The sequence below is a fragment of the Streptomyces sp. NPDC057565 genome (assembly GCF_042801455.1).
GTDB lineage: Bacteria > Actinomycetota > Actinomycetes > Streptomycetales > Streptomycetaceae > Streptomyces > Streptomyces yanii.
Window position 1 is genome coordinate 33,296 of record NZ_JBHVFU010000015.1, and the last position, 19,669, is coordinate 52,964.

Annotated in this window: 18 protein-coding genes and 2 pseudogenes; 11 read left to right on the forward strand and 9 right to left on the reverse strand. The window is 70.9% G+C overall.

The window, feature by feature from the left end:
* The first annotated feature begins 100 nt into the window (after positions 1 to 100).
* Positions 101 to 1,084, forward strand: a complete 984-nt coding sequence (gene rarD / locus ACFU8W_RS25210; protein ID WP_384041252.1) for an EamA family transporter RarD — start codon at positions 101 to 103, stop codon at positions 1,082 to 1,084.
* Here the strand turns inward: rarD and ACFU8W_RS25215 are convergent.
* Positions 966 to 2,423: pseudogene (locus ACFU8W_RS25215) on the reverse strand (MFS transporter); the annotation flags it as partial. The gene rarD and the pseudogene ACFU8W_RS25215 overlap by 119 nt on opposite strands.
* A gap of 104 nt (positions 2,424 to 2,527) precedes the next feature.
* Between ACFU8W_RS25215 and ACFU8W_RS25220 the strand changes: the two are divergent.
* The 6 genes from ACFU8W_RS25220 to ACFU8W_RS25245 all read left to right on the forward strand — a co-directional run bounded on the left by ACFU8W_RS25220 (position 2,528) and on the right by ACFU8W_RS25245 (position 7,804).
* The gene (locus tag ACFU8W_RS25220; RefSeq protein ID WP_384041254.1) at positions 2,528 to 2,977 is read left to right on the forward strand and encodes a winged helix-turn-helix transcriptional regulator; all 450 of its coding nucleotides are present in this window, start codon (positions 2,528 to 2,530) and stop codon (positions 2,975 to 2,977) included.
* Positions 2,978 to 3,049: 72 nt separating this feature from the next.
* Positions 3,050 to 4,609, forward strand: coding sequence for an FAD-dependent monooxygenase (locus ACFU8W_RS25225; protein WP_384041257.1), 1,560 nt, complete (start codon positions 3,050 to 3,052; stop codon positions 4,607 to 4,609).
* A 674-nt stretch (positions 4,610 to 5,283) separates the two neighbouring features.
* Entirely contained in the window at positions 5,284 to 5,733 is a 450-nt protein-coding gene (locus ACFU8W_RS25230; protein ID WP_384041260.1) for a VOC family protein, read from the forward strand.
* Between the two features lie 223 nt (positions 5,734 to 5,956).
* The gene (locus ACFU8W_RS25235; RefSeq protein WP_384041263.1) at positions 5,957 to 6,199 is read left to right on the forward strand and encodes a hypothetical protein; all 243 of its coding nucleotides are present in this window, start codon (positions 5,957 to 5,959) and stop codon (positions 6,197 to 6,199) included.
* Positions 6,200 to 6,304: 105 nt separating this feature from the next.
* Positions 6,305 to 7,111 carry an HAD family hydrolase gene (locus tag ACFU8W_RS25240; protein ID WP_384041266.1) on the forward strand — a complete coding sequence of 269 codons (807 nt, stop codon included), beginning with the start codon at positions 6,305 to 6,307 and terminating at the stop codon, positions 7,109 to 7,111.
* 138 nt (positions 7,112 to 7,249) lie between these two features.
* Positions 7,250 to 7,804, forward strand: coding sequence for an NAD(P)H-dependent oxidoreductase (locus ACFU8W_RS25245; protein WP_345514906.1), 555 nt, complete (start codon positions 7,250 to 7,252; stop codon positions 7,802 to 7,804).
* A gap of 85 nt (positions 7,805 to 7,889) precedes the next feature.
* On the opposite strand, the gene ACFU8W_RS25250 is transcribed toward ACFU8W_RS25245, so the two are convergent.
* From ACFU8W_RS25250 to ACFU8W_RS25285, 8 genes and pseudogenes are all read right to left on the reverse strand, one after another.
* Positions 7,890 to 8,513, reverse strand: a complete 624-nt coding sequence (locus tag ACFU8W_RS25250; protein ID WP_384041270.1) for a TetR/AcrR family transcriptional regulator — start codon at positions 8,511 to 8,513, stop codon at positions 7,890 to 7,892.
* A gap of 203 nt (positions 8,514 to 8,716) precedes the next feature.
* Entirely contained in the window at positions 8,717 to 9,601 is an 885-nt protein-coding gene (locus tag ACFU8W_RS25255; RefSeq protein ID WP_384041273.1) for an ABC transporter permease, read from the reverse strand.
* Positions 9,588 to 10,574 carry an ATP-binding cassette domain-containing protein gene (locus ACFU8W_RS25260; RefSeq protein ID WP_384041276.1) on the reverse strand — a complete coding sequence of 329 codons (987 nt, stop codon included), beginning with the start codon at positions 10,572 to 10,574 and terminating at the stop codon, positions 9,588 to 9,590. The genes ACFU8W_RS25255 and ACFU8W_RS25260 overlap by 14 nt, the downstream gene beginning before the upstream one ends.
* Before the next feature lie 89 nt (positions 10,575 to 10,663).
* Positions 10,664 to 11,902: an outer membrane lipoprotein carrier protein LolA gene (locus ACFU8W_RS25265; protein ID WP_384041278.1), complete on the reverse strand. Its 1,239-nt coding sequence runs from the start codon at positions 11,900 to 11,902 to the stop codon at positions 10,664 to 10,666.
* A gap of 296 nt (positions 11,903 to 12,198) precedes the next feature.
* Entirely contained in the window at positions 12,199 to 12,747 is a 549-nt protein-coding gene (locus ACFU8W_RS25270) for a DUF1062 domain-containing protein (protein ID WP_384041281.1), read from the reverse strand.
* A gap of 211 nt (positions 12,748 to 12,958) precedes the next feature.
* Positions 12,959 to 13,406 (reverse strand): annotated as a pseudogene (locus ACFU8W_RS25275) (hypothetical protein).
* A gap of 92 nt (positions 13,407 to 13,498) precedes the next feature.
* Positions 13,499 to 14,509 (reverse strand): polyprenyl synthetase family protein, encoded by a 1,011-nt coding sequence (locus tag ACFU8W_RS25280; protein WP_384041284.1) that lies wholly within the window; start codon positions 14,507 to 14,509, stop codon positions 13,499 to 13,501.
* Between the two features lie 228 nt (positions 14,510 to 14,737).
* Positions 14,738 to 14,917, reverse strand: coding sequence for a hypothetical protein (locus tag ACFU8W_RS25285; RefSeq protein ID WP_384041287.1), 180 nt, complete (start codon positions 14,915 to 14,917; stop codon positions 14,738 to 14,740).
* A gap of 28 nt (positions 14,918 to 14,945) precedes the next feature.
* Here ACFU8W_RS25285 and ACFU8W_RS25290 point away from each other — a divergent pair, with 28 nt between their 5' ends.
* The 4 genes from ACFU8W_RS25290 to ACFU8W_RS25305 all read left to right on the forward strand — a co-directional run bounded on the left by ACFU8W_RS25290 (position 14,946) and on the right by ACFU8W_RS25305 (position 19,649).
* The gene (locus tag ACFU8W_RS25290; RefSeq protein ID WP_384041290.1) at positions 14,946 to 16,832 is read left to right on the forward strand and encodes a CocE/NonD family hydrolase; all 1,887 of its coding nucleotides are present in this window, start codon (positions 14,946 to 14,948) and stop codon (positions 16,830 to 16,832) included.
* Between the two features lie 137 nt (positions 16,833 to 16,969).
* On the forward strand, positions 16,970 to 18,199 hold the full coding sequence (gene fahA / locus ACFU8W_RS25295; RefSeq protein ID WP_384041293.1) for a fumarylacetoacetase: 1,230 nt from the start codon (positions 16,970 to 16,972) through the stop codon (positions 18,197 to 18,199).
* Positions 18,196 to 18,876 (forward strand): GPP34 family phosphoprotein, encoded by a 681-nt coding sequence (locus ACFU8W_RS25300; RefSeq protein ID WP_384041296.1) that lies wholly within the window; start codon positions 18,196 to 18,198, stop codon positions 18,874 to 18,876. The genes fahA and ACFU8W_RS25300 overlap by 4 nt, the downstream gene beginning before the upstream one ends.
* A 164-nt stretch (positions 18,877 to 19,040) precedes the next feature.
* Positions 19,041 to 19,649, forward strand: coding sequence for a Uma2 family endonuclease (locus ACFU8W_RS25305; RefSeq protein ID WP_384041299.1), 609 nt, complete (start codon positions 19,041 to 19,043; stop codon positions 19,647 to 19,649).
* Positions 19,650 to 19,669 lie beyond the last annotated feature (20 nt).

Sequence of the window (19,669 nt, forward strand, 5' to 3'; positions counted from 1 at the left end):
GTCATGACCGTATTGCGATACGGCTATGACACCGGGCCCTCCCGGCGATACCGTCGTGCAGTCGACGGAGCAGTCGACGCGAGGGACGCCGGGAGGGCCCGTGAAGGGGACAAATGAACAGCGGGCGGGCTTGTTGTCCGGCATCGGCGCCTATGGCCTGTGGGGGATCGTCCCGCTCTTCTGGCCGCTGCTGAAGCCGTCCGGCGCCATCGAGATCCTGGCCCACCGCATGGTCTGGTCGCTCGCCGTCGTCGGCATCGCGCTGCTCGCGCTGCGCCGCTGGGCGTGGATCGGCGAGCTGATACGCCAGCCGAAGAAGCTGGGGCTGATCACGGTCGCCGCAGCGGTGATCACCGTCAACTGGGGTCTGTACATCTGGGCCGTGAACAACGGCCAAGTCGTCGAGGCGTCGCTCGGCTACTTCATCAACCCCCTGGTCACCATCGCCATGGGCGTCCTGCTCCTCGGTGAGCGGCTGCGCCCCGCGCAGTGGGTGGCGGTCGGCACGGGCGTCGCGGCCGTGCTCGTGCTGGCGATCGGTTACGGGCGTCCGCCGTGGATCTCGTTGACGCTGGCGTTCTCCTTCGCGACGTACGGCCTGGTGAAGAAGAAGGTCAACATGGGCGGCCTGGAGTCGCTCACCGCCGAGACCGCGGTGCTGTTCGTCCCCGCGCTCGGCTATCTGCTGTGGCTCGGTGCGCAGGGCGACGCGACGTTCGTCTCCGGTGGCGCCGGCCATGCGGCGCTGCTCGCCGCGACGGGTGTCGTGACGGCCACGCCGCTGGTCCTCTTCGGCGCGGCGGCGATCCGCGTCCCCCTCTCGACGCTGGGCCTGCTGCAGTACCTGGCACCGGTCTTCCAGTTCATCCTCGGCATCCTCTACTTCCACGAGGCGATGCCGCCGGAGCGGTGGGCCGGCTTCGCGCTGGTGTGGCTGGCGCTCACGCTTCTGACGTGGGACGCGTTCCGGACGGCGCGGCGGACGAGGGCGCAGGCCGCGCGGCTTGCGGCGACACCGACGACGCCGGAGCGGACGTCTCCGGCAACCGGCGCGGACTCCTCGTACGCAGCCCGAGAGCACTGACCAGCGCGCCCAGCGTCACCATCGCCACCGGCACGACGAGCGCCGCACGGAAGGCGTCCAGGGTGGCCCCGGGCGTGCCGTCCGTGCCCGCCGAGGCGAGCCCGTACACCGCCGTCACCGCGGAGATGCCGACCGCTGAACCGAACTGGGTCGAGGTGTGCAGCAGCCCGCCCGCCAGCCCCTGCTCGCTGTCGGGTACGCCGTCGGTCGCCGCGATCGTCAGCGGACCGTAGGCCAGGGCGAAGGCGGTGCCGGTGAGGAGCAGCGTCGGGAACATCGCCGCATACGACCAGTTGGGCCCGACCTGCAGGAAGAGTCCGTACGAGACGATGGCGACGACGAATCCGCCGAGGATGACCCGCGCATTGCCGTAACGGTTCACCAGCCGAGGGGTGAGCGTCGGCGCGATGACCGCGTCGGCGCCCATCACCACCAGGGCGAGGGCGGTCTGCAGTGCGGACCAGCCACGCAGCTCCTGGAGATACAGCGTCACCACGAACTGGAACCCGAAGAAGGACCCCACGAAGAGCAGGGCGCCGAGGTCGGCCCGGACCATCGAGGCCCTCCGCAGCAGGGAGAGCCGGACCAGCGGGGCGGGCGAGCGGCGTTCGATCAGGACGAAGACGGCTGTCAGAAGAAGCCCCGCCGCGAAGGCTCCGGCGGTCCACGCCCAGTCCGTCGTACCGTGTTCCAGGCGCACGATCCCGTACGCGAGCAGCAGCATCGCCCCGGCGGCAGCGGCGGCACCCGGCAGGTCGAAGCCGACGGAGCGGGCCGGGCGCGCCTCCGCGGGGACGGTGCGGAGCGCGGCGATCAGGATCCCGCCGGCCAGCAGGACGGGCGCGAAGAACACCCAGCGCCAGCCGAGCTGGGTGAGCAGCCCGCCGATGACGAGCCCGAGCGAGAAGCCGCCCGCCGCGGTGCCCGCGAAGACCAGCAGCGCCTTGTTGCGCTGCGGCCCCTCCTCGTACGAGGTGGTGATGAGCGCCATGGCGGCGGGCGTCATGAACGCGGCGGCCACCCCGGTGACGAAGCGGGCGACGATCAGTATCCAGCCCCGGTCGGCGAAGCCTCCGAGCCCGGAGAAGACCAGGAAGACGGAGAGCCAGACGAGGAACATCCGGCGCCTGCCGAACAGGTCGGCGGCGCGCCCGCCGAGCAGGGTGAACCCGGCATAGCCGAGGACGTAGGCACTCATCACCCAGGCGGTGGCACTGGTCGGCAGGGAGAGATCGGATCTGATCGAGGGGACCGCGACGGCGAGCATGGCGACGTCGATACCCTCCAGAAAGATCGTGCCGCACAGGACGAGGAGCAGGGCCCGGGCGCGCGAGGGCATGGTGGACACAGGTGTCTCCTTGATGGGGCGGGCATGGGGAGTTACTCGGAAGCGGGTCGGTTCCCTCTTGTAACCACTGGCATCGTGCGCCAGCATCAACGGTCATGGAAGAAGGCACTTCGAAGTCACCGAGTCACCTCGGAGGCACCGTTGACGACGCGACCCTCGTCGGCGACCCCGACCCGTTCCAGTGGGACACCCGCGAGGGCTGCGAGGTACGGCAGATCCTGGACCGGGTCGCCGACAAGTGGTCGCTCCTCGTCATCGCCCTGCTCGACCGCCGCAAGCTCCGCTTCACCCAGTTGCGCCGCGAGATCGACGGCATCAGCCAGCGGATGCTGACCGTCACACTGCGCCAGCTGGAACGCGACGGCCTCGTCGAACGGACGGTCCATGCCGTGGTGCCACCCCGCGTGGAGTACGAGCTGACGCCGCTCGGCGGCACACTGCACACCACGATCCGGGCACTCGTCACCTGGACCGAGGAGCACCAGGGTGAGATCGCGGCGGCGCGCGCCGACTACGACGCCCGCGAGGCCGCGGACACATATTGATCTTTACTCGGTTGCTTTCTTAACTCAGTTACGCTTTCCTGGGGGCAGTGGAACCGCACCCGAGGAGCAGGCATGACCGACGTACTGATCGTGGGAGCAGGGCCGACCGGACTGACCCTGGCGTGCGATCTCGCCCGACGTGACATCGCCGTACGGATCGTCGACAAGTCCCTTGATTTCCCGCGCAGTTCGCGGGCGAAGGGCCCCAATCCCCGCTCCCTCGAGGTGCTTGAGGACCTCGGCGTGGTCGACGAGGTCCTGGCGGCGGGCTCGACGCCGCCGCCGATGCGCAAGTACCGGGGCGGAGTGGCGATCGCCGACGCCGACCCGTTCGAGGGGTCGGGGCCGACGCCGGACGCCCCGTACGACCGCTCGTGGCTCATCGCGCAGTGGCGGCTGGAGGAGATCCTGCGGGCCCGGCTCGCGGAGTACGGGGTACGCGTCGAACTGGGCGCCGAGGTGACGGGGCTGGTGGAGGCGGACGCCTCGGTGACCGTCGCCTTCGCCGACGGCAGCGAGACCGGCACGGCCTACGTGGTGGGCTGCGACGGCGCCCACAGTGCGGTGCGCAAGCTGCTCGGGGTGCCGTTCGAGGGGCGGACGACGCAGGAGCAGATGATGGTCTGCGGCGATGTCGAGGTGGAGGGTCTCGACCGCGGGATCTGGCACCAGTGGTTCGACGAGGACGGCGCCGTGATGCTGTGCCCGATCCCGGGCACCCGGTCGGGCTGGTGGTTCCAGGCCGGGCCCGAGACGGACGCCGCAGGGGCCCCCGTACCGCCCTCGCAGGAAAGCTTCCGGCGGCTCTTCGCCAAGCATTCCGGCCTCCCGGGCACCCGTCTGTCGAACGCCACCCTGCTGTCGACGTACCGGGTCAACGAGCGCATGACCGGCCGCTACCGGGTGGGCCGCGTCCTCCTCGCGGGCGACGCCGCGCATGTGCACGCGATCGCGGGCGGGCTGGGCATGAACACCGGCATCCAGGACGCGTTCAACCTGGGCTGGAAGCTCGCCCTCGTGGTGACCGGACGGGCGGGTACGGGCCTGCTCGACACCTACGAGGAGGAGCGACTGCCCGTCGCCGCCCGGACCCTCGACCTCGCCTCCGACCGGCTGCGGGAGACCCTGGAGGCGATCAAGAAGCCGGGCGGCGGACTCGATGCGGCGAACGCCGCGGAGACCATGGGACTGGACGGGAACTACCGCTGGAGCTCGCTCGCCCGGGACGGGGCGGCCGACGGTCCCCGCGCCCGGCTGCGGGCGGGCGACCGCGCCCCGGACGCCCCGTGTCGCGACGCGGGGACAGGGACGCGGGTCCGCCTGTTCGAGACGTTCGCCGGGCCGCACTTCACGCTGCTGGGCTTCGGTGCGGGCGCGGCGCAGGCGCTGCGGGAGGTGGCGGCGGAGTACGGCGGCCTGGTGCGCGTGCATGCGGTGGACGGCGGCGGCCACGGGGGCCTCACCGACGACGAGGGGCACGCCCGCTCGGCGTACGGGATCACCGAGGACGCCCTCGTCCTGGTCCGCCCCGACAACTACGTGGCGCTGATCGCGCGCGCCACGGACCACGGAGCCGTCGCGGATCACCTGGACCGTACGGCATTGGGGCGATCGCGGCGCGTGTCCCGGTGAGTAAGCGCAGTCATGCCGTCTGCTTATATTTCTCTAACACTTATGACCCGAACCCGGCATTTCGAGAGACACTCCCGCACGCTCTGGGGCGTGGCGACCGCCACCGTGGCCGTCTCCGCCGTCATCTGCGCAGCCACACCCACCGCACGCGCCGACACCGCGCAGATGGTGCACACTTCCGGACTCGGCCCGGCCGACCCCCGGTACCACCTCCGGAGCCATCCCGGCAGCGCTGACCTGACTCCGGGGGGTCAGGAAATCGCCCGGCCGACGTCCACCCGGGCAACATCCCGATGAGCCACGCCGGTGACGGCTCCCCGCGGCCGGGCTCAGCCCGTCGCGGCGGCCACCCGGTCCTTCACGCGCCGCCGCTGCGCGCGCCGCCGCGCTCGCCATGCGTTCCCGGTGGAACTCGCCATGCGTTCCCGGTGGAAGCGGAGCACGTCCTCTCCCCTGCCCCGCCCGCCCCGGCTCCGGAGACCCGAACCGTCGTACGCCCACGGGCGTGCCGGATCCGGTCGCCGGGCCGGTAGCCGCGGATCTCCCGGTGGGCAGCAGCGTCGGGCACAGCGCGCCGGGGGTCGAATCGGCACGGCCGCCCCTGCGCGGCGTGCAGGACCGGCCCAGGCGCGCCCCTTGCCGACTCACGGATGTCACCGCTAGGAACGGTTTCCATGACCCTGCACTGGAAGCTCGTCATCGACGCCACCGACCCGCACGCCCAGGCCGACTTCTGGGCCGAGACCCTCGGCTATCTCGTGGAGGACAACAGTCCGCTGATCGAGCGGCTGCTGGCACTCGGAGCCGTACCGGAATCGATGACGGTCGAGTCGCACGGCCGCCGGGCCTGGCGGGATCTCGCGGCGGCGCGTCACCCGGACGATCCGCACGAGGACGAGAGCGGCACGGGACTCGGGCGACGGCTGCTGTTCCAGCGCGTACCGGAGCCGAAGACGGGGAAGAACCGGCTCCACCTGGACGTGCACGCCGGCCCGGAGCGCCGCGACGCCGAAGTGGCGCGGCTGGAGGGCCTGGGCGCGATCCGGCTGCGCAAGGTGGAGGAGCCGGGTGGCACATGGTGGGTGCTCGCCGATCCGGAAGGCAACGAGTTCTGCGTGCAGTGAGCGTGAGGGAGGCTCAGGAAATCTCCCTTGCGGTCGCCCGGGCCACGGCGGGAATCTGTCCCGAAGGTTGATCGCTTGTTCGCGGATGCCGGTCTCGCCGCACTGTACGACCCCATGAACCCGTCCGACCGGAGGGCGGACTACGGCTTCTACTTCCCTCTGGTGATGGCGGCGCCGTCCGTGCTGGACGTCGGCTGCGGTACGGGGTCGCCGCCCGGTGCGGATGGTGCGCGAGGTCGAGATGCCGGTGACCGGGGACACGGTGTCGTTCAGCCATATGTTCACCGGGCCGGGCCGGACCGGGCCGCGGATCAGCCGCAGCACCCTGCGCTTCCTCGGCGCGGACGCACTGTCCTCGTTCCTGTCCGACGCCGGGCTGGTCATCGAGGAGCAGTACGGGGACCGGGACCGCAGCCCGCTCACCGGCGCGAGCCCGGAGATCATCACGATCGCTCGCTCTGCGTAATTCCTGCGCATATGCCCCTGACGGGCTGTCCACCGCACCCGAATCCCGACCGTCCGCGCAGGTCAGGGCCGTACGCCCGGAAGCGGATCTCCCTAGGGTTGTGGCATGCCCACCCCACCCAAATATGCCCTCGTCGCCACGGACCTGGACGGCACCCTGCTACGCCGCGACGACACCGTGAGCCCCCGCTCCCGTGCCGCGCTCGCCCGGGCCGCCGCGTCGGGGGCCCGGCACATCGTGGTCACCGGACGGCCGGTTCCCGGCATACGGGACCTGCTCGCGCGGCTGGAGTACCGGGGTCCGGTGGTCTGTGGGCAGGGCACGCAACTGTACGACGCCGGGGCCGGGCAGATCATTCGCGCGGCCACCCTGGACCGGGACCTGGCCGACACCGCGCTCGGCAAGATCGAGGCCCAGGTCGGGCCGGTGTTCGCGGCCGTGGACCAGGGCGGAACCGACGGGCGGACGCTGATCGAGCCGGGGTACCTGATGCCCCACCCCGCATTGCCCGCCGTGCGGGTCGGCCACCGCGAGGAACTGTGGGAGGCGCCGATCGTCAAGGTCCTCGTCCGCCACCCCGACCTGACGGACGACGCACTCGCGGACGCGGCCCGCGCGGTCGTCGGTGACCTGGCGACCGTCACCCTCTCCGGCCCCGGCACCGTCGAACTCCAGCCCTACGGCGTCGACAAGGGCACCGGGCTGGCCCTGGCGGCCGAGACTCTGGGGGTGGATCCGGCGGCCACGATCGCCTTCGGCGACATGCCCAACGACCTGCCGATGTTCCGCCGGTCCGGGCACGGCGTCGCGATGGCCAACGCCCACCCCGAGCTGAAGGCGGCAGCCGACGAGGTGACGCTGACGAACGAGGCGGACGGGGTCGCGGTGGTGCTGGAGCGGCTGTTCGGCTGATCCCGGCTGTGCGCATGGTCCCGGCGACCGTGCTCCCGGGCAGCGCCCCGTTCCCAATTTTCATGCACATACATATAGTGCAGACACGCACAGTCGTTGCGCGCAATGCATTCGATGCGTCCACGGGGAGAAGTCGCCATGACCACCACTCGTTCGTTCCTGTTCCTGCTCGGCAGCAGCCGTACCGACGGCAACACCGAGGAACTCGCCCGGCTCGCCGCCGAGCAGCTGCCACCCGAGACCGAGCAGCGCTGGCTGAGCCTGAACGAGCTGACGCTCCCCGACTTCGAGGACCTGCGGCACGAGGGCGACGGCAGCTACCGCGCACCCACCGGGAACGCCGCCACCCTGCTGGACGCGACGCTCGGCGCGACCGATCTGGTACTGGCGTCACCGCTGTACTGGTACGCCATGTCCACCTCCACCAAGCGGTACCTGGACCACTGGTCGGGGTGGATGCGGGTGCCCGGCGTCGACTTCAAGGAGCGAATGGCCGGACGGACGCTGTGGGGCGTCACCGCGCTCGCGACGGCCGATCCGAGCGTGGCCGAGCCGGCTACCGGGACGCTGCGCACCATCGCTTCGTACATGCGGATGGAGTGGGGCGGGATGCTGCTGGGGCTCGGCAACCGGCCCGGTGACGTGCTGAACGACACGGCCGCCGCCATCCGCGCCAAGACCTTCTTCGGCTGACCCCGGGGCGCCGGCCGTCAGGTGCCGGGCCCGCGCCGGTACCGCCGCACCAGGAACACGACCACCGGCGCGGAGACACCGGTGATCATCCCGTGATCGGTTCCCGCATCCGACCGGCGCCCGTCGCGGAAGCCCGCAGCGAGCACAGCACATGCGCGACCAGTGCGGCGATCGTCGCCTCGTCCTGGACCGGCTTGCGCAGCACATGGCGGTAGTAGACCGGCCCGTAGAGCATCTCCACGGCCAGCGGCAGATTCGCGTCCGGCGGGATCTGGCCCTGTTCCTGGGCTCGGCGCAGCCGGTCGACCGCCTGGGCGAAGCGGGGTTCGATCAGTTGTGTCCGGACCGTTTCGGCGAGTTCGTCGTCGTGGTGGACCTCGGAGAGGATCCCGGCGTACGCGGGGCCGAACGGCGCGGTGGCGAGCAGATTCACCGCGCCCGACACATGGGTGCGCAGGTCGGCGGCGATGTCGCCGGTGTCGACGAACGGGGTGGCGTCCACCAGCGCCTCCGTGAACGCCTCCAGGATCACCGCACTCTTCGACGGCCACCAGCGGTAGATCGTCTTCTTGCTGACGCCGGCCCTGGCCGCGATCGCCTCGATGGTGACGCGGCCGTACCCCTTCTCCGTGCACAGGGCGAGCGCGGCCTCCAGGGTCGCCCGTCGCGATCGCTCGCTGCGGCGCAGGGAACTCGACGATGTGATCATTCCGTGAGCATAGGCGTGTTTGACCTGATCCTTGTTGACAGTTCGTCGCCAAAAGTCGAACAATGTTCAAGCGGAAACGGAACGTGCCGTGTCGGTCCGTTCCAGCTGTTCGCACCGTTCGTGCCGTACGTGCCGCGACGAGCCGATCGGGGGACGGCTCGCCCGGCCGACGGCGCGGGCGGACCCGACGAAGGCCCGCCCGCTCAGGCCGTGATGTCCTTCGCCGTGAAGCGCGCCCAGGCCGCCGAGCCGAACACCGCCGCGTACATCCCCTGCAGCCCCAGGTTCTTGACGATCTCGTCCCAGTAGACGGGATCGCGCAGCAGGTCCGCGAAGGACAACCAGTAGTGCGGGAAGAGATACGGGTGGATGCCGCTCAACTGCGGGATCGTGTCCAGGATCTGTACGGTGATCAGCACCCCGACCGTCGCGGCCATCGCCGCGATCCCGCTGCCGGCGAGCGTCGAGATGAACAGCCCGAGCGCCGCGAACCCGATGAGTGACGCCGCCACCGTCACCGCGATCAGGCCGGCCCGCAGCAGCCCCTCGCCGACGCCGATCCGGGTCCCGGAGATCGTCGTGACCTCGCCGACCGGGAAGAGCAGCGCCCCGACGACGAGCGCCGACACCGCCACGACGAGGGTCGCGGTCAGGCAGAACGCGAGGGTGGCGGTGTACTTGGTCAGCAGCAGCCGGGTCCGGCCCGCGGGTGCGACCAGCAAATAGCGCAGGGTGCCCGCACTGGCCTCGCCCGCGATCGCGTCGCCCGCGACCACGCCGACGGTCAGCGGCAGGAAGACCGGAAGCGTCACCGCGAGGGCGGCGAAGACCAGGAACAGGCCGTTGTTGGTCACCTGGGAGAGGAACGCCGGGCCCCCGCCGTTGGGCGGCCCGGCGGGCGAGCCGTCGCTCGTCTGGATCCTCACCGCGATCCCGATCAGCACGGGGACGGCGGCCAGCACCCCGAGCAGCGCGAGCGTGCGCCCGCGACGCAGGGTCGTGGCCAGTTCGGAGCGGAGGATGCCGAACGTCCACAGCGGGCTGCGGGAGCGGCCCGCCCGCACGGGTGCGACTTCAGCCTGCGACATCGAAACCCTCTCCGGTGAGTGCGACGAAGGCGTCCTCCAGCGAGGCCCGCTCGACGCCGAAGGAACGTACGCGTACACCGCCGTGGACCAGCGCCCCGCTCAGGTCGGCTAGCTCGACCTCGCGCGGTGGGGGTTCGGCGGTGACCCGGTCGCCGTCGACGGTGACGCCGGTGAGGCCGTGTTCCTTGAGGATGCGGGCGGCGTCGGCGGGATCGGGAGTGGTGACGGCGAGCCTGCCGCGGGTGCCGGCCGCGAGGTCGGCGACCGGCCCCTGGGTGATCAGCCGCCCCCGGGCCATGACCGCTGCGTGCGTGCAGACCTGTTCGATCTCGTCGAGGAGGTGGGAGGAGAGGAAGACGGTGGTGCCGTCCGCCGCCAGTTCCCGGACCAGGGTGCGGATCTCACGCATGCCCTGCGGGTCGAGTCCGTTGGTCGGCTCGTCCAGGACGAGGAGGCGGCGCGGCTGCAGCAGGGCGGCGGCGAGCCCGAGGCGCTGCTTCATGCCCAGCGAGTACGCCTTCGCCTTCTTGCCCGCCGCGGCGGCGAGCCCCACCCGGTCCAGGGCGGCGGCGACCCGGGCGTGGCGGGTGCGCGGATCGGCGGTCGGGTCGGCGGAGTCGTACCGTACGAGGTTGTCCCGGCCGGTCAGGAACGCGTACAGCGCGGGTCCTTCGATCAGCGTTCCGACCTGCGGGAGCACGGTGCGGGCGGCGCCCGGCATGGGGTCGCCGAGGACCCGGGCGGTACCGGACGTCGGAGCGATCAGCCCCATCAGCATCCGGATCGTGGTGGTCTTCCCGGAGCCGTTGGGCCCGAGGAAGCCGAAGACGCTGCCGTCGGGGACGCTGAGGTCGAGTCCGTCGACGGCGAGTTGGCCGCCGCGGTACCGCTTGGTGAGACCCCGGGTCTCGATCACGGCCGTTCCGGTCCGGGGCACCACCAAGGACTCGGTCACGGCACCGGGCTCTGTCATGCGCAACTCCCCACGGTTCGGGTAACGGAACGCCCCGCCGTACGGAGGGTACGGCGGGGCGGTGGTGCGGTGCGGGAAGGACGGGAACGTCAGTTGGCGGCGCTGTCGGCCGCGTTGACGAGCGCGTCCTTGGTGACCGCACCGACGTAGACCTTGCCGTCGTCCGTCATCAGGGCGTTGACCAGGCGGGTCTTGAAGACCGTGCCGGAGCCGAACTTTCCGGTGACCTTGTCGCCGAACGAGTCCAGGAACTGCTGGGCCGCGGGCGGAACATCCGCATTCTTCTCCGACGAGGGGAGTCCCTCGCCGGCCGGTGCCTCGATCGCGTAGATCGCGCCCCAGCCCTCGCCGATGACCTTCGCGCCTCCGCCGCCGGCGATCTTGTCCAGACCGGTCAGGCCCTCCGGCCCCTTCTCGACGTCCTTCTCCGCCTTCGCCTCGTCCGCCTCGGTCACTTTGGTGCCCTTGGGCGGGGTGAACGTGAACGAGGACGCGGCGGGCCTGGCGAAGTCGACGCTGGTGAACCCGGCGTCGATCACCGCCTTGCCACCGCTGCTCGGGGAGAGGGTGAACTTCAGCGGTACGCCGTTCTTCGCGTCGACTGCGACGGTGATCGCGCCGATCGTCGAACCGCTCTGCTTGGGCTTGATGACCAGCTTGTACGCATCACGCCCGGCGACCTGCGCCGTGCCGTCGACCGTGACGGAGGTGGTGGAGTCCGCCGCCTTCAGCGCCTGCTCGGCCAGCGCCTTCGGTGTGGTCGGCACGCCCTCCGGGGCCGTGCGCCCCTCGTGCTTCCCGGCGTCCGGGGCCTTGTCGGTGGTCGCGTGGTACGCCTCGTCGGACTTGCTGTCGTATGCCCAGAGCTGGTCCCCGTTGCGGATCACGCTGTACTCGGCGGCGCTGTCCAGAATGGAGACGCGCTGCTTGTCGGGGCCGTCGGCGGCCACCCGCAGCGTGTGCGTGCCGGAGGCGAGCTCCGTCAGCCTGTCCTTCGGGGCGGCGCTCGAACCACCCTGCTCGCCGCCGGCGCTTTGGGCGAACGACTCGGCCAGACCACCCAGCGACGGGATGCCGAGGTCGCTGCTGACCCGTACCGTGCCGGAGAGCTGCTGGGTGTCCGACGCCGCGATCTTCTCGATGAGCTTCTGTGCGCTGATCTTCGGCAGCTCGGGGTCACCGGAGTCCGCGAGCGCCGGGACCAGACCGATCGTCGCGGCCGCCACTCCCGCCACCGCGACCGGGACAACGTAGCGGGCCGCCTTTCTGCGGGCGACCGTGGTGCTCGTGGCGCTGCCGGTGGTCTCTGCGCTGTCGTTCGGTGCCATGTGTGCCCTACCTCCGTGGTCGGCGGCTTCCGTCCGGATGCACTCGTCCACTCCGTGCCGCCGTTCTCACCCGATGTGGTCAGGAGTGGTTGTTCTCCATCTGACCAAAATCACCGGGCGGAATCATCAACCCGCGGAAGCAACTGCGCATACCTCTTCGGTATGACACCACGCGGTCGTCCCTCCCCCGACCCGTAGGGGTAGGGGCCGACGAACGCCCCTGAAGCTTCCGCACGAGAGGCCCCCGGGCCTGTCCGGCGGATCACGCCGGACAGGCCCGAGGTCCCGAGGAGGGCTCAGCTCTTGAGCGTGAAGGTGAAGTTGCCGGAGAACCTGCCGCTCAGCCGGACCGCCGAAACGAGTTTCCCCTCCGTGATCAGTCGCTCGACCTCGGCCCGCGAAAGACCGCAACCGTCAGCGATCAGTCGCACCGGCCGGACAGGGATCCGCGCCGCAAAGCGGACCGAGACGTCGATCACCTCGCGGTCCAGGTGATCCGATCCGCCGGTGTCGAGGCGCCAGGCGTTGTCCCAGTCGAGGGCGATGCGATTACGGCGCCGCACGACCGGATCCTGGAGCAGCTCAGCTGCCAGGCCGGGGTCGTTGTCATGCAGCCGGTCCAGCAGCTCAGGTCGTACGGAGCGCACGTGTATCCGCTCCAGGACCGTGAGCTTTGCCGTGTCCCCGCAAGCGGTGCAGAGCACGAGGAGCCAGGCGTCGAGGAGCTTGTGGTTTGCGTTGACGCGAAATTTGCCGTTTGCCCGGAAGCGCTCGGACGCGCACGCGTGGCAACGGCGGAGAACGGTCGGCAGACAGGTGGGCGTGACCACCCAGGTTTTGAGCACAGAAGTACACCGGTTCCAGTGAGAAGTCCGCAGCAAAAAGGAGCGCGGCGCACATGCGCGACGCGCGACACATCAGCTCTCGGGAGGTCTCACAGGGTGTACAACGGCACGTCCTTGCCTGGACAACTTGGTTCGGCAGCACGGTAAGGCAGCGCAGCGGCGCTGCTCCACCGGTTTTCGAGCGCCTCACCGCCAGGTTCCGTCCGGCGGGTCATGGACGAAGCCGGAGCCGGTTCGCGGCGACGGTGACGGTGCCGTGGAAGACGTAGACCCGCTTGTCGTACCTCGTGGCCACGGCCCGGAAGTTCGGATGTGGCGTCTGCGCAGGTAGCGGATTGCGGCGGGAGCTGTACGCCTTGTCGCCGCCAAGGCGATCGGGGCGGGTGCGAGGATGCCCGCCGCCCGGACGGGCGACGCGGAGGCCTTCCATGACCGGAACGAGCTGCGGTGCGTCGCCCCACTGCCCTGGTGTGATCACGAATGCCAGCGGACGGCACCACCTTCACCGGCCGGATGGATCTTGCAGGTCGGTCCGCCCCGGGAGCGTCCGCGTCCCTCGTCGGGACGGTGCTGCCGGGGCGTGCTTCATGTCCCGGCACCCTGCGGTGGCTACTCCAACGCCCGCCCCACCGGCCTGCCTTGGGCACATGTGGCTTCAGCCGGGCCCACTCGTCGTTCGCCGGATCTCCCCGTCCCGCGACGGGCGCGACGACCCCGGCCCGACCCCGTCACGTGATCCGCCGGAGGGGCACTAGCCCGCGCGGTGCACCACGGCGTCGCACAGCTCTTCCAGTGCGGCCTTCGCGTAGCACTCGGGAAGCGGCTTCAGGGTCGCCCGCGCCTCCTCCGCGTACCGGACGGTGTCGCGCCGGGCCTGCTCCAGCGCCGGGTGCGCCCGCAGTCGGCCGAGCGCCTCGGCCAGCCGGTCGTCGTCGCTCAGGTCGCCGTCCAGCAGCTCAAGGAGCTCCAGGTCGTCCGGCTTGCCGGCGGCCGCCGCCTGCGCCCGCAGGTGCAGGACGGGAAGCGTCGGGATTCCTTCGCGCAGATCGGTGCCGGGGGTCTTGCCGGACTCGTGACTGTCGGAGGTGATGTCGAGCACGTCGTCGGCGAGCTGGAAGGCGACGCCGAGCCGTTCACCGTACTGGGTGAGGATGTCGACGGCGGACTCGTCGGCGCCGGCCATCATCGCCCCGAACCGGCACGCCACGGCGATCAGCGAGCCGGTCTTGCCGCGCATCACGTCGAGGTAGTGGTCGACCGGGTCGCGGCCGTCGCGCGGGCCGGCGGTCTCCAGGATCTGTCCGGTGACCAGGCGTTCGAACGCCTCGGCCTGGATGCGTACGGCCTCCGGGCCGAGGTCGGCCAGGATGTGCGAGGCGCGCGCGAAGAGGAAGTCGCCGGTCAGCACGGCCACCGAGTTGCCCCAGCGGGTGTTGGCGCTGTCGACGCCGCGGCGTACGTCCGCCTCGTCCATCACGTCGTCGTGGTAGAGCGTCGCGAGATGCGTCAGCTCGACGACCACGGCGGACGGCACGACGCCCGGCGCGTCCGCGTCGCCGAACTGGGACGCCAGCATCGCCAGCAGTGGCCGGAAACGCTTGCCCCCGGCCCGTACGAGATGCTGCGCGGCTTCCGTGATGAACGGGACGTCGCTCTTGGTGGCATCCAGCAGCCCCGCCTCGACAGCGGCCAAACCGGTCTGGACATCGGCCTCAAGAGCCTGGTCCCGCACGCTCAGTCCGAACGGCCCGACGACGGTCACGAGGGGATCTCCTGTCTGCTGACGATCACACGGAATGTCGATGTGTCGCTGTCATCACTCAACTCAGCGTATCCGGTCCCGTTTGGATCACCGTGGGCGCCTTCCCGCCACCGCCGGTATGTTCGTGATCAGCTCATACGATCAGGAGTAGGCCCTTTGTCCCACAGCGCTGCCGCCCTCGACGAGACAGAGCCGCCAACCGCCGACGACCTCGCCCGTTCCGGCCGGTCACGGGGGCTGATCGCCCTGTCCTGCCCGGAGGTCCGGAAGCGGCTCTCGTTCCTCGGCACGCAGGCCGTCCCGGTCCTCCATTTCGCCGACACGGTGGCGACCCGACACGGTGGCGAACGGCACCGCGGTGCGGGCCGGTCCGGCCGTCGTCGCGGCCGGCCCCTGGCTCAGGCGCATCGTGCGCCCCGTCCACCGAGGTACCGCCATGCACATCCGGACCAGGTTCCCGTACGACACCACCCATGAGGACGTCCGCATCCCGCTGCCGGACGGCACCCGGTTGTACGCGCGGATCTGGCGGCCGGTCACCGACGAACCCGTACCGGCGCTCCTGGAGTACCTGCCGTACCGGCTGAGCGACTGGACGGCGCCGCGCGACTGGCAGCGCCACCCCTGGTACGCGGGCCACGGCTACGCCTCCGTCCGCGTGGACGTCCGCGGGCACGGCAACAGCGAGGGGATGCCGGGCGACGAGTACGACGCGACCGAGCTCGCCGACGGGGTCGCCGTCATCCACTGGCTGGCCGAGCAGGAGTGGTGCTCCGGCCGGGTCGGCATGTTCGGCATCTCCTGGGGCGGCTCGGTCCTCGCCGTCGACATGCACGCCCGGGCGGCCACCATGCTCGCCTTCGTGTGCCGACCCCCGGACCCGGCGCACGTCGGCGAGGGCTGGAAGGACATGTGGTGCGACCGGCTCGAAGCGGTCGAACCGTTCATCCACGCCTGGCTGGCGCACCGGACCCGCGACGACTACTGGAAGCACGGAAGCGTCTGCGAGGACTACTCCGCCGTCCGGGCGAACGTGCTCGCGGTCGGCGGCTGGCACGACCCGTACCGAGACACCGTGCTGCGGCTCGTCGAGCACCTCGACCCGGCGAAGGTGCGCGGGCTGATCGGCCCGTGGTCGCACCAGTACCCGGACCGCGGCCTGCCGCCGGGACCCTCGATCGGCTTCCTCCAGGAGACGCTGCGCTGGTGGGACCAGCACCTCAAGGACAGGGACACCGGCGTCATGTCCGAGCCGCTGCTGCGGTCCTGGATCAGCGAGTCGCACCGGCCAGCGACGGTGTACGAGACGCTGCCCGGACGGTGGGTCGGTGACACCGGCCGGCCTTCGGAGAACATCACGCCGGTCACGTACGCCCTCCGGGGCGGACCGCAGACCGTCGATTCGCCGCAGCACACCGGGCTGGACGCCGGGCGGTTCCTCCCGTTCGGCAACGACGCCGATCTGCCACCCGACCAGCGCGACGAGGACGCCAAGTCGGTCTTCTTCGAATTCCCGGTCGAGGACTCCCCCATCGAGATCCTGGGCCGCCCGAGGGTGAGGCTCCGGATCCGCATGGACGTGCCGCGCGGCCAGGCGATCGCCCGGCTCTGCGACGTCGCCCCGGACGGCGCGTCCACACTCGTCACCCGCGGCGTCCTCAACCTGTCGGCCCGGCACGGCCGCGACCGGTCCGACGACTGGCCGGCCGGTGCGACCGAGGACGTCGTCTTCGAGCTGAACGGCATCGGGCACACTTTCCCGCCCGGCCACCGGATCAGGCTCGCCGTCTCCTCCTCCTACTGGCCGTGGATCTGGCCGCAGGCCGGTTCGGCCGGCTTCACGCTGGACGCGGACGGCAGTTTCGTCGAACTGCCGGTGCGCCGCCGCACCGAGGACCCCTCGATCAGGTTCGAGCAGGCGGAGCAGTCGGAGCCGCTCGGCGTCGTCCACCCGGTGACGCTCGACGAGCCCCGCCCGGAGCGGCTGGTGGTCCGCGACGTCGCCAAGGGCGAATGGCGGCTGGAGGTCGACCCGCGCTACGGCGGCACCCGCGTCCACCCGGACGGCCTCGAATTCACCGAGGACGCGGTGGAGACGTACACGATCCAGGAGAACGACCCGCTGTCGGCGCGCACCCGCTCCGACTGGACGATCCGGCTGCACCGGCCGGAGACGGCCTGGGACGCGCGGATCGAGACGCGGTCCGAGATCAGTGCGGACGCGACCGACTTCATCACGTCGGACGAGGTGGTGTGCAAGGACGGCGACGAGATCGTCTTCCACCGGACCTGGGAGAGGCGGATCCCGCGCACAGCGGGCTGAAAAGACCGCCGTACCCCTGCTCACCTGGGGGTATGCCGGAACTTTCCGGTCATTGCGCGTAGTTGCGACACTGCCGCGGGGTAGCAACACCGACGTAACGTGTCCCCCAATCGACCTGGAAAGCGAGGCAGCAACAGATGCCCGAGCAGAACAGCCCGCTCGATCTGGCCGTGGGCGACCCCTTCGGTCCGCACAACCTTCCGTACGGGGTGTTCTCCACCCACGACCACCCCGAGGACCGCCGGGTCGGCGTCCGCATCGGCGGCCACGTACTGGACGCCGGAGCCGCGGCGCACACGCTCGGCTCGCCCTACGCCCAGCTTCTCGCCCAGCCGGACCTGACCGCGCTGCTGTCGGCGGGCCGCACGGCATGGCGGGACGTCCGGCGGGCGTTGACCGCGTGGGTGACGGTTCCGGCGCACCGCCCGGACATCGAGCCACTGCTGCATCCGATCGAGTCGGTGACGCTCCATATGCCGTACGCGGTCGCGGACTACGTCGACTTCTACGCCAGCGAGAACCACGCCACCAATGTCGGAAAGATCTTCCGGCCGGACGGCGCCGCACTGACGCCGAACTGGAAGCACCTCCCGATCGGTTACCACGGCCGGTCCGGCACCGTCGTCGTCTCCGGCACGGATGTGGTGCGCCCCTCCGGCCAGCGCAAGGCCCCCTCCGACGCCGCCCCGGTCTTCGGCCCCTCGGTCAAGCTGGACATCGAGGCCGAGGTCGGCTTCGTGGTGGGTGTCCCCTCGGAGCAGGGACGGCCGGTCCCGCTCGGCGCGTTCCGCGACCATGTCTTCGGACTCTCGCTGCTCAACGACTGGTCGGCGCGGGACCTCCAGGCATGGGAGTACGTCCCGCTGGGCCCGTTCCTCGGCAAGTCCTTCGCCACGTCCGTATCGCCGTGGGTGACGCCGCTCGAAGCCCTGGAAGCGGCCCGGATCGCCCCGCCCGCCCGGGACTTCCCGCTGCTCCCCTACCTCGACGACACGGGCGAGGAGGAACCCGGCGGCCTCGACCTGCGGATCGCGGTCGCGATCAACGGGCAGGTGGTCGCCGAGCCGCCGTTCGCCACCATGTACTGGACGGCGGCCCAGATGCTGGCCCACATGACGGTGAACGGCGCCTCGCTGCGCACCGGCGACCTGTACGGCTCCGGCACGGTCAGCGGCGCCGAGCCCGGACAGCGCGGCTCGCTCCTGGAGCTCACCTGGAACGGCAGGGAACCGCTGGAACTCCCCGAGGGCAAGCGGACCTTCCTGGAGGACGGCGACATCGTGACGATGACGGCCTGGGCACCGGGACCGGACGGCACACGGGTCGGCCTCGGCGAGGTCACGGGACGGATCGTGCCCACGTCGTGAACCCCACTCCCCCGGAGCTCACGCTCCCCGAGGAACTGCTCCTGCTCGCCCTGGACCCGCGGCGCGGCACGCCGTACTGCCGAAACCGTTTCCTGGAGTACGCGGTGGCGGGCGCGGTCCTCGCGGAGCTGGAGCTCCACGGCCGGATCGCCGAACGGCTCGGCCGGATACGGGTGATCAGTCCGCTCGCTCCCCAGGACCCGCTCCTCGCACAGGTCCTGGGGAGCCTGCCGGCCCCGGACGAGGCCGGGCTCGCGGGCGGCGTCAGCGCGAAGCGGTGGATCCGGCGGACCGGCCGGTACGTCGAGGAGCTGTGCCTGGAGCATCTGGTGGGCCGCTCGATCCTGCGCAGGGAGACCCACCGGCTCCTCGGTCTGCTCCCCTACCACCGCCACCCGGCGGCGGACCCGGCCGGACCGGCCGCGGTCCGGGAACGCTTCGCGGCCGCCGAGGCAGCCGGCTTCCCGGACCGGCGGAGCCGCACCCTGGCCGCGCTGGTCTCGGCGACCGGCCTGTCGGGCGCCGTGGCACAGGGCGGCTGGAGAAGCCGTTCGACGATGCGCGACCTGGTGCACGACGAGTGGACCGCGTACGCGGTGCGCCAGAACGTACGCCAGGACACGGCCGACCGGAGCGGCACGAGTTCGGGGGGCGGCGGAGGCGGCGGGGACGACTGACCCGGGCAAGGTGGCCGGGGACAGGCGCCTGACCGGGACAGAGGCCGGCCGGGACTCCCGACGGTCAACGGTGCGCGGGGCGATCACACGTTCGGGGGAGCCCTATCCCATTCCCGGCGGATACGCTGGAAAGTCCCGCGAGACTCCGACGCATGGGAGCACTGATGAGCGTCGAACCCGAGGCCCCCGAGCCGCGGTGGGCGGTTCCGCCCGTGGGCGGCTGGACCGCCGATGACCTGGACACACTCCCGAATCTGCCTCCGCACACGGAGCTGATCGACGGGAGCCTTGTTTTCGTGAGTCCGCAGACCCTCTTCCATTCGCGGGCGGTCAGCTTCTTCGAGTGGCAGCTGCAGTCGCTGGTGCCTCCCGAGCTGGAGGTCGTGCGCGAGTTCACCATCGACATCGACCGCTACAACCGGCCCGAACCCGACGTGATCGTCGTCGACGGCGAGGTCATTCAGGACCCGGACCAGACCCGCTTCCCCGCGGAGTCGGTGCAGCTGGCCATCGAGGTCGTGTCTCCTGAGTCGCGGTCGCGGGACCGGGAGACCAAGCCGGTGAAGTACGCCCGGGTCAGGATCCCGCACTTCTGGCGGGTGGAGAACCAGGACGGCCGAGCCGTGGTCTACGTCTTCGAGCTGGAACCCGCCACCGGCGCCTACATCTCCACCGGCATCTTCCACGACCGGATGAAGGTCTCCGTGCCCTTCCCGATCGATCTCGATCTCACCGCGATCACCCCGCGCCGCCGGGTGGCGGACCCGGAGTAGTCCGGCCCCCGCCGCACCGC

Excerpts from the sequence above, each read along its gene's own strand:
- ACFU8W_RS25240 (WP_384041266.1), top strand. The coding sequence starts at position 6,305 with ATGCCCACCCCACCCAAATATGCCCTCGTCGCCACGGACCTGGACGGC.
- ACFU8W_RS25305 (WP_384041299.1), top strand. The coding sequence starts at position 19,041 with ATGAGCGTCGAACCCGAGGCCCCCGAGCCGCGGTGGGCGGTTCCGCCC.
- ACFU8W_RS25250 (WP_384041270.1), bottom strand. The coding sequence starts at position 8,513 with ATGATCACATCGTCGAGTTCCCTGCGCCGCAGCGAGCGATCGCGACGG.
- fahA (WP_384041293.1), top strand. The coding sequence starts at position 16,970 with ATGCCCGAGCAGAACAGCCCGCTCGATCTGGCCGTGGGCGACCCCTTC.
- ACFU8W_RS25245 (WP_345514906.1), top strand. The coding sequence starts at position 7,250 with ATGACCACCACTCGTTCGTTCCTGTTCCTGCTCGGCAGCAGCCGTACC.
- ACFU8W_RS25255 (WP_384041273.1), bottom strand. The coding sequence starts at position 9,601 with ATGTCGCAGGCTGAAGTCGCACCCGTGCGGGCGGGCCGCTCCCGCAGC.
- ACFU8W_RS25260 (WP_384041276.1), bottom strand. The coding sequence starts at position 10,574 with ATGACAGAGCCCGGTGCCGTGACCGAGTCCTTGGTGGTGCCCCGGACC.
- ACFU8W_RS25290 (WP_384041290.1), top strand. The coding sequence starts at position 14,946 with ATGCACATCCGGACCAGGTTCCCGTACGACACCACCCATGAGGACGTC.
- ACFU8W_RS25225 (WP_384041257.1), top strand. The coding sequence starts at position 3,050 with ATGACCGACGTACTGATCGTGGGAGCAGGGCCGACCGGACTGACCCTG.
- ACFU8W_RS25230 (WP_384041260.1), top strand. The coding sequence starts at position 5,284 with ATGACCCTGCACTGGAAGCTCGTCATCGACGCCACCGACCCGCACGCC.
- ACFU8W_RS25265 (WP_384041278.1), bottom strand. The coding sequence starts at position 11,902 with ATGGCACCGAACGACAGCGCAGAGACCACCGGCAGCGCCACGAGCACC.
- ACFU8W_RS25220 (WP_384041254.1), top strand. The coding sequence starts at position 2,528 with ATGGAAGAAGGCACTTCGAAGTCACCGAGTCACCTCGGAGGCACCGTT.
- ACFU8W_RS25285 (WP_384041287.1), bottom strand. The coding sequence starts at position 14,917 with ATGCGCCTGAGCCAGGGGCCGGCCGCGACGACGGCCGGACCGGCCCGC.
- ACFU8W_RS25235 (WP_384041263.1), top strand. The coding sequence starts at position 5,957 with ATGGTGCGCGAGGTCGAGATGCCGGTGACCGGGGACACGGTGTCGTTC.